Below are 14,090 nucleotides of genomic sequence, written 5' to 3'. Positions count from 1 at the left end.
TATTCATGAGTAACGAGAAACAATTCGACGTCGTCGTCATCGGCGGCGGTCCTGGCGGCTACATCGCGGCCATCCGCGCAGCCCAGCTCGGCTTCAAGACGGCCTGTATCGACGAGTGGAGCAACGCGGCCGGCAAGCCTGCCCCGGGCGGCACCTGCACCAACGTCGGCTGCATCCCGTCGAAAGCGCTGCTGCAGTCGTCGGAACACTTCGAGCACGCCGGCCACGCGTTCGCCGAGCACGGCATCAACGTGTCGGGCCTGGAACTGAACCTGCCGCAGATGCTCAAGCGTAAGGACACCATCGTCAAGCAGAACAACGACGGCATCCTGTTCCTGTTCAAGAAGAACAAGGTCAGCTTCTTCCACGGCCGCGGTTCGTTCGCCGGCAAGGCGGAAGGCGGCTACACCATCAACGTCACCGGTCCGACCACCGAGACGCTGACGGCCAAGAACGTCGTCGTCGCGACCGGTTCGAACGCACGCCAGCTGCCGGGCGCTGAATTCGACGAGAAGCTGATCCTGTCGAACACCGGCGCACTGGCGATCGACGCCGTGCCGTCGAAGCTGGGCGTGATCGGCGCCGGCGTCATCGGCCTGGAAATGGGTTCGGTGTGGCGCCGCGTCGGTGCCGACGTCACCGTGCTGGAAGGCCTGCCGACTTTCCTCGGCGCTGTCGACGAGCAGATCGCGAAAGAAGCGCACAAGCTGTTCACCAAGCAGGGCCTGAAGATCAGCCTGGGCTGCAAGATCGGTGCGATCACCAAGGGCGAGAACAACGTCACGGTGCAGTATGCTGACAGCACCGGCGCCGAGCAGACCGCGACCTTCGACCGCCTGATCATCTCGATCGGCCGCGTGCCGAACACGATCGGCCTGAACGGCGAATCCGTCGGCCTGCAGCTGGACGAGCGTGGCTTCGTGGTCGTCGACGACGAGTGCCGCACCAGCCTGCCGGGCGTGTGGGCGGTCGGCGACGTCGTGCGCGGCCCGATGCTGGCGCACAAGGCGGAAGAAGAGGGCGTTGCGGTCGCCGAGCGTATCGCCGGCCAGCACGGCCACGTCAACTTCAACACGATTCCATGGGTGATCTACACCTCGCCGGAAATCGCGTGGGTCGGCAAGACCGAGCAGCAGCTGAAAGCCGAAGGCGTGGCGTATAAAGCCGGCACCTTCCCGTTCATGGCCAACGGCCGTGCGCGCGCGCTGGGCGACACCTCGGGCATGGTGAAATTCCTGGCCGACGCCACGACCGACGAAATCCTGGGCGTGCACATCGTGGGTCCGGTCGCATCGGAACTGATCTCGGAAGCCGTCGTCGCGATGGAATTCAAGGCCTCGTCGGAAGACATCGCCCGCATCTGCCACGCGCACCCGTCGCTGTCGGAAGCCGTGAAGGAAGCGGCGCTGGCGGTCGATAAGCGTTCGCTGAACTTCTAATCAGGCTACATCCCTGACCCGTAAGGTGGGCGGGTTCCCCGCCCACGCGTTCAGATTACGCCTGCTGGCCCGCTCCGTGGCTTGCAAGCGTGCGTTGGACGCGTGGGCGGGAGACCCGCCCACCTTACGTTTATATGTGAACTTATGAACGTCCAAGAGTACTACCAGCACGCCCTCACCGAGCGCGGCTTCACCTCCGATCCGGCCCAGCAGGCTGCGGTCGACCGCCTCCAGCAGGCGTACGACGACTGGGTCCACTACAAGGCCCAGCGGTCGTCCGCTTTCAAGCGTCTCATCAACCGCCCCGAGGTGCCGAAGGGCGTCTACATGTGGGGCGGCGTCGGGCGCGGCAAGTCCTTCCTGATGGACTCCTTCTATTCCGTGGTCCCGGTGGTACGCAAGACGCGCCTGCACTTCCACGAATTCATGCGCGCCGTGCACGGCCAGCTGGACGAGCTGAAAGGCGTGGCCGATCCGCTCGACGAAGTGGCGAAACGCATCGCCAAAAAATATCGCCTGATCTGCTTCGACGAATTCCACGTCTCCGACATCGCCGACGCGATGATCCTGTACAACCTGCTCAATGCCCTGTTCGACAATGGCGTCAGCTTCGTGATGACCTCGAACTACGAGCCCTCGACGCTGTACCCGGACGGCCTGCACCGCGACCGCATGCTGCCGACCATCGCGCTGCTCAAGGAAAAGCTCGACGTCCTGAACGTCGACGCCGGCAACGACTACCGCAAGCGCGCGCTGGAACAGGTGGAAGCGTATTACACGCCGCTGAATGCCGCCACCGACCACCTGCTCCGCGAAGCCTATGCCAAGGTCGCCGACACGGCCGACGAGAGCCCGATCGTGCACATCGAGAAGCGCGAGATCCGCGCGCTGCGCCATGCCGGCGGCGTGATCTGGTTCGACTTCGCGACCCTGTGCGGCGGCCCGCGCTCGCAGAACGACTACCTGGAACTGGCGACCCGTTTCCACACCGTGATCCTGTCCGGCATCCCGGCCATGTCGGCGGGGCAGTCGTCGGAGGCGCGCCGCTTCACCTGGCTGATCGACGTGTTCTACGACCACAAGGTCAAGCTGATCATGTCGGCCGCGGTCGAACCTGAAGAGCTTTACACCCAGGGCATGCTGGCGAACGAATTCCACCGCACGGTCTCGCGTATCATTGAGATGCAGTCGCGCGAGTACATGCTCGCCGAACGGCGCGGCGCGGCCGACGCCATCGCCTAGAACATAAGGAAAAAGATGACACCAGCACACGCCATCCTGCGCCATGCCGGGGCCGCTCTCGTGGCCGTCCTGCTCACCGCCTGCGCAAGCCAGCAACAGGCGCCGGTCAGCACGGCCGTCACGCCGACCACGTCGGTGGCCCAGGCCGACGAGCGCCTGGCCGCGGTGGCGCTCGAACGCAGCGCGATCGAAGCACGTTATGCCGCGCGCGAAGCGGTCTGCTACGACAAGTTCTTCGTGAACAGCTGCCTCGACGAAGCCAAGGAACGCCGCCGCGTGGCGCTGGCGGCCCAGCGCGCGATCGAGGTCGAAGCCGAATACTTCAAGCGCAAACACACGGTCGAGGAGCGCGACAAGGCGATCGCCGAAGCCGAGGCCAGGTTCCAGGCCGAGGAAGCCGCGACGGGCGCCCAGCCGGCCCCGGCGCCGAAGACGATCGCCCCGGTGCCGCCGCCGCGCCGCTCGAGCGTGCCGGACCGCATCGCCAAACGCGACGCCCGCGCCGCCCAGGAAGCCGCGGCGGAACCGGCAAACGCCGCCGCCCGCGCCGCGAATGTCGCCGCCTTCGAGGAGCGCCGCCGCAAGTCCGAAGAGCGCCAGCGCGAAGTCGCCCAGCGCAAGGCCGAACGCGAGGCCAAGCGCGCCGCGCAGAAGGCCGAGAAAGAGAAAGCCGAAGCAGCGGAAAAAGCTGCCGTACCGGTTCGCTGAGGTAGGGTGGGCATGCTCTGCCCTCACGGGCAGAGCGCTCCGCGGGCGGACAGCATGCTGTCCGAATTCCCCGCTCCGCCCCACGCGGTCGTACTGTTGCATACCCCGACCGCCACCGGCATTTGCCGCCCGGCGCTTAACTCTGCGCCGGGGTGCCAAACACCCCCACACCCTCCGGCAAGGCCTTCACCAGCTTCACAATCACCATCGAGCAATTCCCGCCCTTGCCCTGGGACCGCTCCGCCGCCTTATTGATCAGCATCTCCGACGCCTGCCTCGGCGTCGACCTGGCCAGCGCCGCCCCCAGCTCCGTGTCGGTAAAGAAATGCCACAGCCCATCCGAGCAGAGCAGGAACTGGTCGCCCGGCGCCATTCCCATCTGCCAGCCCACGGTGACGTAGGGTTCCTTGCGGCTATTGCCCAGCACATTGAGCAGCAGCTTCGAGCGGCGGTGGTTGCGCGCGGCGTCCAGCGCCAGCTTGTCGGTGGACACCAGGTGCTCGATGTAGGCGTTGTCGTTGGTACGCATGACCGGCTCGCCGTTCTCGAAGCGGTACAGGCGCGAGTCGCCGACGTGGGCCCAGACCGCCTCGCCGTGCGGGGAGAGCAGCAGGCCGACGAAGCTGGCGTGCGCTTCCTCGCCGGTGGTGACCGCATTCATCTTGATGACGAGATGGGTCTCTTGCACGATGTCGCGCAGCAGCTGGGCCAGGCGCTCGGGATTGGGCGTGTCGCCCGGCTTGAAACTGTCGAACACCTGCTGGGCCGTATGCAACACCTGTTCGGCGCCTGCCGGGCCGTTGATGCCGTCCGACAGCAGCGCCAGCACGTGGCCGGGGGCACGCGCGCCTGTCAATACGGCGACGCGGTCGTTCTGGCGCGGACGGTTGCCGATGTGTTGTGCGGTTCCCGCCTCGATCTTGAAGAGATTCATAAACTTTGATGCTTTCCGTGGCTTGAGAGCCAATCTTTGTTGGCGGCAACGTCGCTCTGGATTAAACTATGCACCGAGATGCCACCGTGTTGCAAGCCGTAAGGAACACGCCGGCACCGCGCTCCCCGCGGTCCGCCACCGCCCCGCCTGTTGAAAAACTCGTTTGGAACCGCCATCATGACCGATGTCCAAGACATCCAGCGCCGCATTATTGAACTCGACGTCGAACACCGCGACCTGGACGCAGTCATTGCCATGCTGACCGCGGACGGCCATGCCGACCAGCTCCAGTTGCGCCGCCTGAAAAAGCGTAAACTGCAGCTGAAAGACCATATCACCTTGCTGAAGATGCAACTCGTGCCGGACGTGCCGGCCTGATCGTCTTCAGCTTCCGCATTTGAGAAGCGCGCCCATTTTGACCGATCATTTACCTGTGCCCGGCGCTGCCGACGGCGCGCCAGCCGACTATTCCCCTGAGCCGGCCGGCAAGTACGATGCCGAGCTCGACCGCCTGTTCGGGATCGGCGGCCCGCTCGCGCCCGCCGTCGGCACCTTCAAGCCGCGCACCTCGCAGACCGAGATGGCCAAGGCCATCGCCAGCGCGATCGACGGCCAGCAAGTCCTGATGGCCGAGGCCGGCACCGGTACGGGCAAGACCTTCGCCTACCTGGTGCCGGCGCTGCTCTGGGGCGGCAAGACCATCGTCTCGACCGGCACCAAGAACCTGCAGGACCAGCTGTTCCTGCGCGACATCCCGACCATCCGCCAGGCCCTCAAGGCGCCGGTGTCGGTCGCGTTGCTCAAAGGCCGCTCGAACTACGTCTGCCACTTCCACCTGGAACGCACGCTGCAGAACGGCCGCCTGACCTCGCGCGACGACGTCGGCCACCTGCGCGAGATCTCGCGCTTCATCAAGATGAGCAATTCCGGCGACAAGGCCGAGCTGGCCAAGGTGCCGGAAAATGCCTCGGTCTGGAACCTGGTGACGTCCACGCGCGATACCTGCATGGGCGCCGAGTGCCAGTACTACCAGGACTGCTTCGTAATGAAGGCGAGGAGGGAAGCCCAGCAGGCGGACGTGGTCGTGGTCAACCACCACCTGTTCTTCGCCGACGTGGCGCTGAAGGACACCGGCGTGGCCGAGCTGCTGCCTTCGGCCAATACCGTCATTTTCGACGAGGCGCACCAGCTGCCCGATACCGCGACCCTGTTCTTCGGCCAGTCGGTTTCGACCTCCCAGGTGCTGGAATTGTGCCGCGACGTGCTGGCCGAGGGCTTGGCCCATGCGCGCGGCGGTCCGGACTGGGCCAAGGTCGTGACTGTCGTGGAAAAGGCCGCGCGCGACCTGCGCCTGACCTTCCCGGAAGGCGGCACGCGCATGTCGCTGCCGCAGGTGCCGCCGACCTCCAGCTTCTTCCCCGCGCTCGACAAGCTCAAGGAAGAGCTCGACGGCCTTATCGACGTGCTCGAAGAGCAGGCCGAGCGCGCCGAAACCCTGGAAGCCTGCCGCGTGCGCGCGGTCGAGTTGAAGGCTGCCTATGACGCCTGGAAGTCCGATCCAAAAGCCAAGGTCCCCGAAAGCGAGCAGGCGGTGCTGTGGGTCGAGGCCTTCAATTCTTCGCTTCAATTGCACAAGACCCCGCTGTCGATCGCGCCGATCTTCCAGAACCAGCGCGAAGGCACGCCGCGCAGCTGGATTTTTACTTCGGCAACGCTGGCGGTGAAGAACGATTTCAAGCATTTCTCCGACCAGATGGGTCTCACCGGCGAGCCGGCGCGCACCTGGCCGAGCCCGTTCAACTATGGCGAGCAGGGCGTGCTCTACGTGCCGACCGGTTTGCCGGAGCCGAACTCGATGGGCTACACGGATGCGGTGGTCGACTGCGCGCTGCCCGTGATCGAAGCGGCCGGCGGACGCACCTTCTTCCTGTGCACGACGATTCGCGCCGTGAACCGCGTGGCCGAGCGCCTGCGCACGGAATTTGCCGAGCGGGGCCTGGACTTCCCCCTGTTCGTGCAGGGCGAGCGCGGCCGTACCGAACTGCTCGACTCCTTCCGCAATGCCGGCAATGCGGTGCTGGTGGGCAGCCAGAGTTTCTGGGAAGGCGTGGACGTGCGCGGCGATGCCTTGTCGCTCGTAATCATCGACAAGCTGCCTTTCGCCCCGCCGGACGATCCGGTGCTCGCGGCACGCATCGAGGTGATGGAAAAGCAGGGCATGAACGGCTTCATGCACCATCAGTTGCCGGAAGCGATCATCACGCTGAAGCAGGGCGCCGGGCGCTTGATCCGCGACGTCGATGACCGTGGGGTGCTGATGATTTGCGATCCGCGCCTGATCAGCAAGCCGTATGGGCGGCGGATCTGGCAGAGTTTGCCGCCGTTCAAGCGGACCAGGGTGCAGGAAGAAGTTCTCGCCTTCTTCAAGCCGGCAGCGGAATAATCGCTTGGCTTGATATATACACGTAGGGTGGGCGGGTTCCCCGCCCACGCGGTGATAGTTATCAGCAAGATCATCCGGCGCGATAGCGGAGCTGTTATCGATCACCGCGTGGGCGGCAAAGCCGCCCACCTTACGTCCCCCCGGCAGGTATTAAGGGACGATGACGACTTTTCCGGTTACCTTGCGCTCGGCCATGTCGTTCAGGGCCTGCGCCGTCTCCCCCAGCGCATAACGCTTCGACACCAGCGGCTTCAACTTCCCCTCAGCCATCCAGCCCAGCATCTCGCGCATCGCCGCCAGATTCTTCTGCGGCTCGCGGCGCGCAAAGTCGCCCCAGAACACGCCGACCACCGACGCGCTCTTCAGCAGCATCAGGTTCCACGGCAGCTTCGGAATATCACCGGCCGCGAAGCCGACCACCAGGTGGCGCCCGCGATAGGCGATCGAGCGCAGCGCCGGCTCGCTGTACGGCCCGCCGACCGGATCGTAGATCACATCCGGCCCCTTGCCACCAGTTGCCGCCTTGAGCGCCTCGCGTAAATCTTCCTTCGTGTAGTCGATCAGCATGTCCGCGCCATGCTGGCGGCAGACTTCCAGCTTTTCCGGGCTGGACGCGGCCGCGATCACGCGTGCGCCCAGGGCCTTGCCGATCTCGATCGCCGCCAGGCCGACGCCGCCGGCCGCGCCCAGCACCAGCATGGTCTCGCCGGCCTGCAGCTGGCCGCGGTCGACTACCGCGTGGTGCGAGGTGCCGTAGGTGAGGGTGATGGCTGCGGCGGTGTCGAAGTCCATGCCGGGCGGCATGGGCATCAGGACGGCGGCCGGCGCGATCGCCTGCTGGGCAAAGGCGCCGGTCTGGGTAAAGCCGATCACGCGGTCGCCGACCGCGAACCCTTTCACTCCTTCGCCGACCGCGCGCACGACGCCGGCAAATTCATTGCCGGGCGTGAAGGGCAGCGGCGGTTTGACCTGGTACTTGCCCTGCACGGTGAGCACGTCCGGGAAATTGACCCCGGCCGCGCGCACGTCGACGGCGACGTCGCCCGGTCCGGGCACCAGGTCGGGCAAGTCTTGCAACTCGAGGCTGTCGGGCGGGCCCCAAGCCTTGCATACGATCGCTTTCATGTCATCTCCTTCTGTTGGTTTTGAACACGATTATGCCTCACGGAATTCAAATGCTGGCAATCGGACCGCGAGGCGGGCACGTTTGTGCACCCGCAAAATGATGAGGGATCGCGACGCTAGAGTGGTGGATGCGCATGCGGGCCGGCGAGCGCATTGACGAGGGGAATGGCAATGGCGATTCGGTACGGCTGCTTCTTCAGCTACGCCCACGGAAAACATGCGTTGATGCAGCGCTTCAAGACCGCGCTGGCGGATGCGCTGCACTGCTATCTCGAGCCCTATTTCGACACGGAGGACGAACTCTTCGTGGACACCGAGCAGCTCGGCGGCGGGGACGATCTCGACAGCAAGATCGCGCGCGCGATGTGCGAGAGCGTGTGCATGGTCCTGATCTACACGCCCAAATACGAAGCGCACGCCTATACGCGGCGCGAATACGAGGCCATGCGCCGGATCGAGGCCGAGCGCAGCCAGTGGTACACGCTGCCCAGCCACCTGATCATTCCGGTCATCATGACCCAGCACCCGGACCGCCTGCCGCCGCAGATCGCGTCCTCGAGCTTCTATGTGGATTTCTCGCATTTCACGATGGCCACGCCCGACCTGAAATCGAACCCGGATTTTCTGCCCGACATCGGCAAGATGGTGAAGCGGATCGCCACGCACTATCAGTACCAGAAAATGTACATGCCTCCCGGGCATGACTGCAACCAATTCGTGCTCCCCGATGTCCCACCCGAGTGGCGTGCCGTCCCGGATCTCACCTTCCCAAAAAAATGAGGAGCTCCATGGAAATCAACCGTTTGACGCTGCCGCCGATCGGCGGTCCCGGCGAAGTCACCACCTTCTATTCCTTCGAGAGCGGCGCCGCGCGCAGCATCGCGCTGGCCGACAGCGCGGTGCTGCTTGCCAGCCGCCAGAATGCGACGACGCCGGTCCTGATGATCGACTGGGACACCGAAGCGCCCGGCCTGCACCATCTGTTCCCGATGCGCGACGAGCGCTACGCAAGAGACGAGCATGCGCGCGCCGACGACCGCGCAGGTGCGCCGGCGCGCGCCGGCCGCGGCGTCCCGCACCGCCACGAGGGCGCGCGCTTCGAGGCGCCGCGCGCGGAGGCGCAGCGTCCGGGCCTGCTCGAATACTTCGAGGCCTGCCGCGAACAGTTGAAGGCCCTGGGGCGCACCGGCGGCGGCGACCACGAGGAGCGCGCCCGCCTGGTGCTGGAAGCGATCGACTGGGAAGCCTATGTCGAACGCGTGGATCAAAGCCGCACCTTGTACCTGATGCGCGCCGGCTGCTTCGACGACAGCTTCGGCGAGCGCGCCGACCGCATGGACTGGGACGGCCTGTTCGCCGCCTGTCCGGCCCTGTACCGCGCTTTCGCCGCCCACCTCACGCGCCACTTCCGGCACGTGCTGATCGATTGCCGCGGCGGGCGTTCGGCGGCGGTGAGCGTCTGCACGACCCTGCTGCCGGACCGCCTGGTCGGCCTGTTCACGCCGAACGGGCGCAGCCTGGAAGGGCTGGCCGGCGTCGTCACCCGCGCCATCGACTACCGCTGCAGCCACGAGGAGGCCCAGCGTTCGCTGCTGGTGTATCCGGTGCCCTGCGGCGTCGACGGCGTCGATGCCGAGCGGCGCCAGCTGTGGCGGCGCGGCGATCCGCAGCGCGGCATCGCCGGCTACCAGCCGCGCCTGGAACAGCTGCTGCGCGGCTGCTACGGCCTGTCGCAGCTCTCGCTCGACAGCTACCTCGACGAAGTCCAGCTGCACGGCGCACTGGCCAGCGGCGCGGCCCAGCACCTCGGCGCCTTGCCCGAGCGCGATGGCGACCGCCTGTCGCAAACCCGCGCGATCGAATCCCTGCTGGGGTGGATGGCGGCGGGACGCTTCCCGTGGCAGTCGCGCGCCGAGATCGCGCTGCTCGACGCCGTCGAGGCCGCGCGCATGCGCCTTGCCGGCGGCGCCCGCCAGGAGGGCGCGCCGGACGCCTTCGATCCGAACGGGGTGCTGCTGGCGCGCGAACTGCTGCGCCTGGGCGAACACCACCTGCACGCCGGACGCACGGGCAGTGCCTGCGACTGCTTCGCCGAAAGCACCACGCTGCGCCAGCACCTGCTCGGCGACGGCCATCCGGATACCCGCGCCAGCCGCGCCGCGCTGGCGGCCGTGCTGCGCGACAGCGGCCGCCTGCGCGAAGCGCGCCAGCAATACGAGGCGCTGCTCGAACACTGCACGGGCGCCGCCGGTCCCGACCATCCGGAAACCCTGGCCGCGCGCGCCGGCCTGGCCGCCACGCTCGCGCGCCTGGACGAGTTCGGGCAGGCGATGCAGCTGCACGACGCCGTGCTCGACGCCTGCGAGCGCCTCTACGGTCCCGAGCACATCGCCACCTTCGACGCCGTCGCCGCGCAGGCCCGCACCCTGGCCCTGCAGGGCGAGTATTCGCGCGCGCGCATGCTCTACGAGCGCGTGCTGGAGGGGCGCCAGCGCGTGCTCGGCACCGAACACGAGGACACGCTGCGCTGCACCCAGCAACTGGCAACGCTGCTGCGCGACATGGGCGACCTCGGCAACGCGCGCAAGCTGCAGGAAAGCGTGGTGCGGGTGCGCGAACGCCAGGCCGGGCCGGATGCCGGCGCAACCCTGCAGGCGCGCGAGGCGCTGGCCGAGATCTTCGCGGCCCAGGGCGACCTCGGCGCGGTACGCGACATGCAGCAGTCGCTCGCCATGGCGCGCGAGCAGCGCCTCGGTTCCGAGCATCCCGACACCCTCGGGGTCCTGCTGCGCCTGGCCTCGACGCTGAGCCAGCAGGGCGAACTCGAGGAGGCGCGGCGCCTGCAGCAGCACGTGGTGAGCCTGCACGAGCGCCTGCGCGGCATGGACGACCACGAAACCCTGCGCAGCAAGCAGATGCTGGCCCAGACCCTGTCGAGCCAGGGCAACAAGGTGGCTGCGCGCCGCCTCGAACAGAGCGTGGAGGAGGGCGGCAACCGCCTGCTGCAGCTGCGGGCGATGTCCGCCGGGCCCTATGATGCGCCGGGCGACGCTTCGCCGGGCGACGCTTCGCCGCGCGACGCTTCCCCTGCTGGCTTGCCTGCCGGACTCCCGAGCCCGATCCTCCCCGGCGCCAGGGCAGGAGGCATGCGTGCGGCCGGCCTCGGCGCCGGGCCGGTTCCGGCAGCGCAGGAGCCGATCGAACACAAGCTCGGGCAGCTGCACAAGCTGGTCGAGGGCGGACGGGGCAGGGAAGCGCGGCAGCTTGCCGACAGCCTGCGCGACCTCATCCTGCGCCCGACCGTGTCGCAGGCGCTGCGGCGGCGCGGGGTGGCGCTGATCAAACAGGTTTATCAGGATGACAACGACAAGGATGCGCTGCTGGCCTTTGCCGAGGACGAGGTGGCATTGCTGGAAGGGGCGTTGATCGAAGCATCCGGCGGACGCCCGCTGGCACTACGCTGAGGCGGCGCCGGGGCGCTGACAAGCTGGCAAGAACGGGGCATGGCGTCGTTTCCGGGCAACGCCGCCATGCCTCTATGCCGCCCCGCAGGGCAGAATTTATCTGCCCCGAATGCGTGTTCAAAGCGTTGCTTCAGGTAAAATCGCTGGATGCGAATTCTTATCAGTAATGACGACGGCTATCTCGCCCCTGGTATTAACGCCCTGGCGGAAGCCTTGACGAGCATCGCCGAAATCATCGTGGTCGCCCCCGACAGCAACCGCTCGGGCGCGTCGAACTCCTTGTCGCTCGACCGTCCGCTGACGGTCAACCGCGCGGCCAATGGTTTCTATTTCGTCAACGGCACCCCGACCGATTGCGTGCACATCGCACTGACCGGCATGGGCGACGCCTTGCCCGACCTGGTCGTTTCCGGCATCAATAACGGCCAGAACATGGGCGACGACACCCTGTATTCCGGCACAGTCGCAGCGGCAACCGAAGCCTACCTGTTCGGCATCCCGGCGATCGCATTCTCCCAGGTGCATCACGGCTGGGAACACCTCGATGCCGCCGCCCGCGTCGCGCGCGAGGTGGTGCTGCGCAAGTTCGACATGCTGCCGTCGCCCTTCCTGCTGAACGTGAATATCCCGAACCTGCCTTATGAGGCAATGGGTCCGCTGACCCCGACCCGCCTCGGCCGCCGCCACCAGGCTGAGCCGGTGATCCGCTCGCAGGATCCGCGCGGGCGCGAGATTTTCTGGATCGGCGCACCCGGCGCCTGCCGCGATGCCAGCGAGGGCACGGATTTCCACGCCACCCAGAACGGAATGGTCTCGATCACGCCGCTGCAGATCGACCTGACGCACCAGTCCCAGCTCGCCATGCTGAAGCAGGGGCTGGCATGAACGAGCGGAACAAAAGCGGCAGCACCTTCCCGCTGCCGCTGTCCTCGGTGACGGGCGGCGGCGCCGCGCGCAAACCGGCGACCCCGGCGCCGATCGCCACGCCCCAGACCGCGACCCGCAATGCCGCGCACGCCGTCGGCGGCGCCCAGCCGCCGAAAGCGCCGCAGCCAGGACCCAAGCTGCCCGGTTATGCTGCGCCGGCCACCCAGAGCGCACCGGCCGCCCAGCGCTCGGACCTGATGGCGACCGAGGCGATCCGCCGCGCCATGGTGGCACGGGTGGCAAGCCAGGGCGTGCGCGACCATCTGGTGCTGGCCGCGCTGGCCGCCGTGCCGCGCCACCTGTTCGTCGAGCCGGCGCTGTCGAGCCAGGCGTATATCGACGCCTCGCTGCCGATCGGCCACCACCAGACCATTTCCCAGCCGTACATCGTGGCCAGGATGATCGAAGCCATGAGCGACGGCCGGCAATTGCACCGCGTGCTCGAAATCGGCACCGGCTGCGGCTACCAGGCCGCGGTACTGGCGCGCGTCGCGACCGAGGTGTATTCGATCGAGCGCATCAAGCCGCTGCACGAGCTGGCCAAGGCCAATTTGCGGCCCTTGCGCCTGTCCAACCTGCGCTTGCACTACGGAGATGGTATGCTCGGGCTCGCGCAAGTTGCGCCATTCGACGGTATCATCCTCGCCGCGGCCGGGATGGAAGTGCCGCGTGCCCTGCTCGAACAGCTCGCCATCGGCGCGCGCCTGGTGGCCCCGGTCGGCGGCCAGGTTCAACACCTGCAGCGGATCACCCGTACCGGCAAGTCGGAATGGGTCAGCGAAACCCTGGAATCCTGCCATTTCGTGCCTTTGCGCCCCGGCACCGTCTGATTCCGGCCGGTTCCGTTCTGGCTGCATAGCAAGTAAGAATATTTGATGAGAATGAAACAAACACCCCGCTTAGTCCTATTGACTCTCACGCTCGGCCTGGTTGCCGGCTGTAACACCACCTCCCGCCAGGCGCCGGTCATCGAGCGTCCGGTCGGTTCCTCCACCGCCAAGGCACGTCCGGCGCCCGTGCGCGAAGCGCCGCAGGATGCCAAGGGCACCTATACCGTGCGCCGCGGCGACACCCTGCTGCGCATCGCTTTCGACCATGGCCAGAGCTACCGCGACCTGGTCGCCTGGAACAACCTGGCCGACCCGGACGACATCAAAGTCGGGCAAGTGCTGCGCGTGGCGCCGAACGAGCGCCAGGCCAGCAGCACGACGGTCGTGACGACGCCGGTGCCGATGCCGCCGGACAGCCGTCCCGCGGTGCCGCGCAAGACCGCGCCGCGCGCCGACAAGAAGGCCTACGAGGACACCGCCGACGCGCGCAGCGACAAGGCCGGCGAACGCGCCGAGACCGTCGCCGCCGCGGCGGCACCGGCGCCGGCCGTCGCCGTGGCCGCAGCCGGTTCGCGCGTGGGCAGCACCGTCACCGCGACCGACGACGAGAAACTGAGCTGGATGTGGCCGTCGGACGGGCGCATCATCGCCACCTTCGACGAAGGCAAGAGCAAGGGCATCGATATCGCGGGCCGCGCCGGACAGCAAGTCATGGCGGCGGGCGCCGGCAAAGTAATGTACGCTGGTAGCGGCATCCGAGGTTATGGTAACCTCGTCATCGTCAAACACAGCAACAGCTTGCTGTCGGCCTATGCCCATAACCGCGCGATCGTCGTCAAAGAAGGCGATAACGTGGCAAAAGGGCAAGTGATCGCCGAAATGGGCGATTCCGACGCCGAGACGGTGAAGCTGCATTTCGAGATTCGCCAGCAGGGCAAACCGGTCGATCCGTCGAGGTTCCTGCCCAGCCGCTAGGGG

Annotated in this window: 12 protein-coding genes; 10 read left to right on the top strand and 2 right to left on the bottom strand. The window is 66.8% G+C overall.

Annotated elements, in window-relative coordinates:
• Nucleotides 1–5: 5 nt before the first annotated feature.
• The 3 genes from lpdA to ACFPQ5_RS14775 all read left to right on the top strand — a co-directional run bounded on the left by lpdA (nucleotide 6) and on the right by ACFPQ5_RS14775 (nucleotide 3,389).
• Nucleotides 6–1,439, top strand: a complete 1,434-nt coding sequence (lpdA, locus tag ACFPQ5_RS14785; RefSeq protein ID WP_379756977.1) for a dihydrolipoyl dehydrogenase — start codon at nucleotides 6–8, stop codon at nucleotides 1,437–1,439.
• A 144-nt stretch (nucleotides 1,440–1,583) separates the two neighbouring features.
• Nucleotides 1,584–2,681, top strand: a complete 1,098-nt coding sequence (zapE, locus tag ACFPQ5_RS14780) for a cell division protein ZapE (protein ID WP_379756974.1) — start codon at nucleotides 1,584–1,586, stop codon at nucleotides 2,679–2,681.
• 15 nt (nucleotides 2,682–2,696) lie between these two features.
• The gene (locus ACFPQ5_RS14775; RefSeq protein ID WP_379756971.1) at nucleotides 2,697–3,389 is read left to right on the top strand and encodes a hypothetical protein; all 693 of its coding nucleotides are present in this window, start codon (nucleotides 2,697–2,699) and stop codon (nucleotides 3,387–3,389) included.
• Nucleotides 3,390–3,525: 136 nt separating this feature from the next.
• On the opposite strand, the gene ACFPQ5_RS14770 is transcribed toward ACFPQ5_RS14775, so the two are convergent.
• The gene (locus ACFPQ5_RS14770; protein ID WP_379756968.1) at nucleotides 3,526–4,323 is read right to left on the bottom strand and encodes a PP2C family protein-serine/threonine phosphatase; all 798 of its coding nucleotides are present in this window, start codon (nucleotides 4,321–4,323) and stop codon (nucleotides 3,526–3,528) included.
• A 177-nt stretch (nucleotides 4,324–4,500) separates the two neighbouring features.
• Here ACFPQ5_RS14770 and ACFPQ5_RS14765 point away from each other — a divergent pair, with 177 nt between their 5' ends.
• Nucleotides 4,501–4,701: a YdcH family protein gene (locus ACFPQ5_RS14765; RefSeq protein WP_056333185.1), complete on the top strand. Its 201-nt coding sequence runs from the start codon at nucleotides 4,501–4,503 to the stop codon at nucleotides 4,699–4,701.
• Nucleotides 4,702–4,738: 37 nt separating this feature from the next.
• Nucleotides 4,739–6,766, top strand: a complete 2,028-nt coding sequence (locus tag ACFPQ5_RS14760) for an ATP-dependent DNA helicase (protein ID WP_379756965.1) — start codon at nucleotides 4,739–4,741, stop codon at nucleotides 6,764–6,766.
• A gap of 150 nt (nucleotides 6,767–6,916) precedes the next feature.
• Here ACFPQ5_RS14760 and ACFPQ5_RS14755 read toward each other — a convergent pair whose 3' ends face one another.
• Nucleotides 6,917–7,891 carry an NADPH:quinone oxidoreductase family protein gene (locus ACFPQ5_RS14755; RefSeq protein WP_379756962.1) on the bottom strand — a complete coding sequence of 325 codons (975 nt, stop codon included), beginning with the start codon at nucleotides 7,889–7,891 and terminating at the stop codon, nucleotides 6,917–6,919.
• Nucleotides 7,892–8,062: 171 nt separating this feature from the next.
• Here ACFPQ5_RS14755 and ACFPQ5_RS14750 point away from each other — a divergent pair, with 171 nt between their 5' ends.
• The 5 genes from ACFPQ5_RS14750 to ACFPQ5_RS14730 all read left to right on the top strand — a co-directional run bounded on the left by ACFPQ5_RS14750 (nucleotide 8,063) and on the right by ACFPQ5_RS14730 (nucleotide 14,087).
• On the top strand, nucleotides 8,063–8,671 hold the full coding sequence (locus ACFPQ5_RS14750) for a toll/interleukin-1 receptor domain-containing protein (RefSeq protein WP_379756959.1): 609 nt from the start codon (nucleotides 8,063–8,065) through the stop codon (nucleotides 8,669–8,671).
• Nucleotides 8,672–8,679: 8 nt separating this feature from the next.
• Nucleotides 8,680–11,355 (top strand): tetratricopeptide repeat protein, encoded by a 2,676-nt coding sequence (locus ACFPQ5_RS14745; protein WP_379756956.1) that lies wholly within the window; start codon nucleotides 8,680–8,682, stop codon nucleotides 11,353–11,355.
• 147 nt (nucleotides 11,356–11,502) lie between these two features.
• Nucleotides 11,503–12,240 carry a 5'/3'-nucleotidase SurE gene (gene surE / locus ACFPQ5_RS14740; RefSeq protein WP_379756953.1) on the top strand — a complete coding sequence of 246 codons (738 nt, stop codon included), beginning with the start codon at nucleotides 11,503–11,505 and terminating at the stop codon, nucleotides 12,238–12,240.
• A complete protein-coding gene (locus ACFPQ5_RS14735; RefSeq protein ID WP_379756950.1) occupies nucleotides 12,237–13,112 on the top strand; it encodes a protein-L-isoaspartate(D-aspartate) O-methyltransferase in 876 nt (291 codons plus the stop codon). Before surE ends, ACFPQ5_RS14735 begins: the two co-directional genes overlap by 4 nt.
• Nucleotides 13,113–13,163: 51 nt before the next feature.
• The gene (locus ACFPQ5_RS14730; protein WP_379756947.1) at nucleotides 13,164–14,087 is read left to right on the top strand and encodes a peptidoglycan DD-metalloendopeptidase family protein; all 924 of its coding nucleotides are present in this window, start codon (nucleotides 13,164–13,166) and stop codon (nucleotides 14,085–14,087) included.
• Nucleotides 14,088–14,090 lie beyond the last annotated feature (3 nt).

This window comes from Massilia suwonensis, assembly GCF_042655665.1.
GTDB lineage: Bacteria > Pseudomonadota > Gammaproteobacteria > Burkholderiales > Burkholderiaceae_D > Telluria > Telluria suwonensis.
The sequence above is the reverse complement of the archived record's forward strand: the minus strand, read 5'-3'. Positions and strand labels throughout refer to the sequence as shown.

Bases quoted from the DNA above. Each gene is read 5' to 3' on its own strand.
- lpdA (WP_379756977.1), top strand. From the start codon at position 6: ATGAGTAACGAGAAACAATTCGACGTCGTCGTCATCGGCGGCGGTCCT.
- zapE (WP_379756974.1), top strand. From the start codon at position 1,584: ATGAACGTCCAAGAGTACTACCAGCACGCCCTCACCGAGCGCGGCTTC.
- ACFPQ5_RS14775 (WP_379756971.1), top strand. From the start codon at position 2,697: ATGACACCAGCACACGCCATCCTGCGCCATGCCGGGGCCGCTCTCGTG.
- ACFPQ5_RS14770 (WP_379756968.1), bottom strand. From the start codon at position 4,323: ATGAATCTCTTCAAGATCGAGGCGGGAACCGCACAACACATCGGCAAC.
- ACFPQ5_RS14765 (WP_056333185.1), top strand. From the start codon at position 4,501: ATGACCGATGTCCAAGACATCCAGCGCCGCATTATTGAACTCGACGTC.
- ACFPQ5_RS14755 (WP_379756962.1), bottom strand. From the start codon at position 7,891: ATGAAAGCGATCGTATGCAAGGCTTGGGGCCCGCCCGACAGCCTCGAG.
- ACFPQ5_RS14750 (WP_379756959.1), top strand. From the start codon at position 8,063: ATGGCGATTCGGTACGGCTGCTTCTTCAGCTACGCCCACGGAAAACAT.
- ACFPQ5_RS14745 (WP_379756956.1), top strand. From the start codon at position 8,680: ATGGAAATCAACCGTTTGACGCTGCCGCCGATCGGCGGTCCCGGCGAA.
- surE (WP_379756953.1), top strand. From the start codon at position 11,503: ATGCGAATTCTTATCAGTAATGACGACGGCTATCTCGCCCCTGGTATT.
- ACFPQ5_RS14735 (WP_379756950.1), top strand. From the start codon at position 12,237: ATGAACGAGCGGAACAAAAGCGGCAGCACCTTCCCGCTGCCGCTGTCC.
- ACFPQ5_RS14730 (WP_379756947.1), top strand. From the start codon at position 13,164: ATGAAACAAACACCCCGCTTAGTCCTATTGACTCTCACGCTCGGCCTG.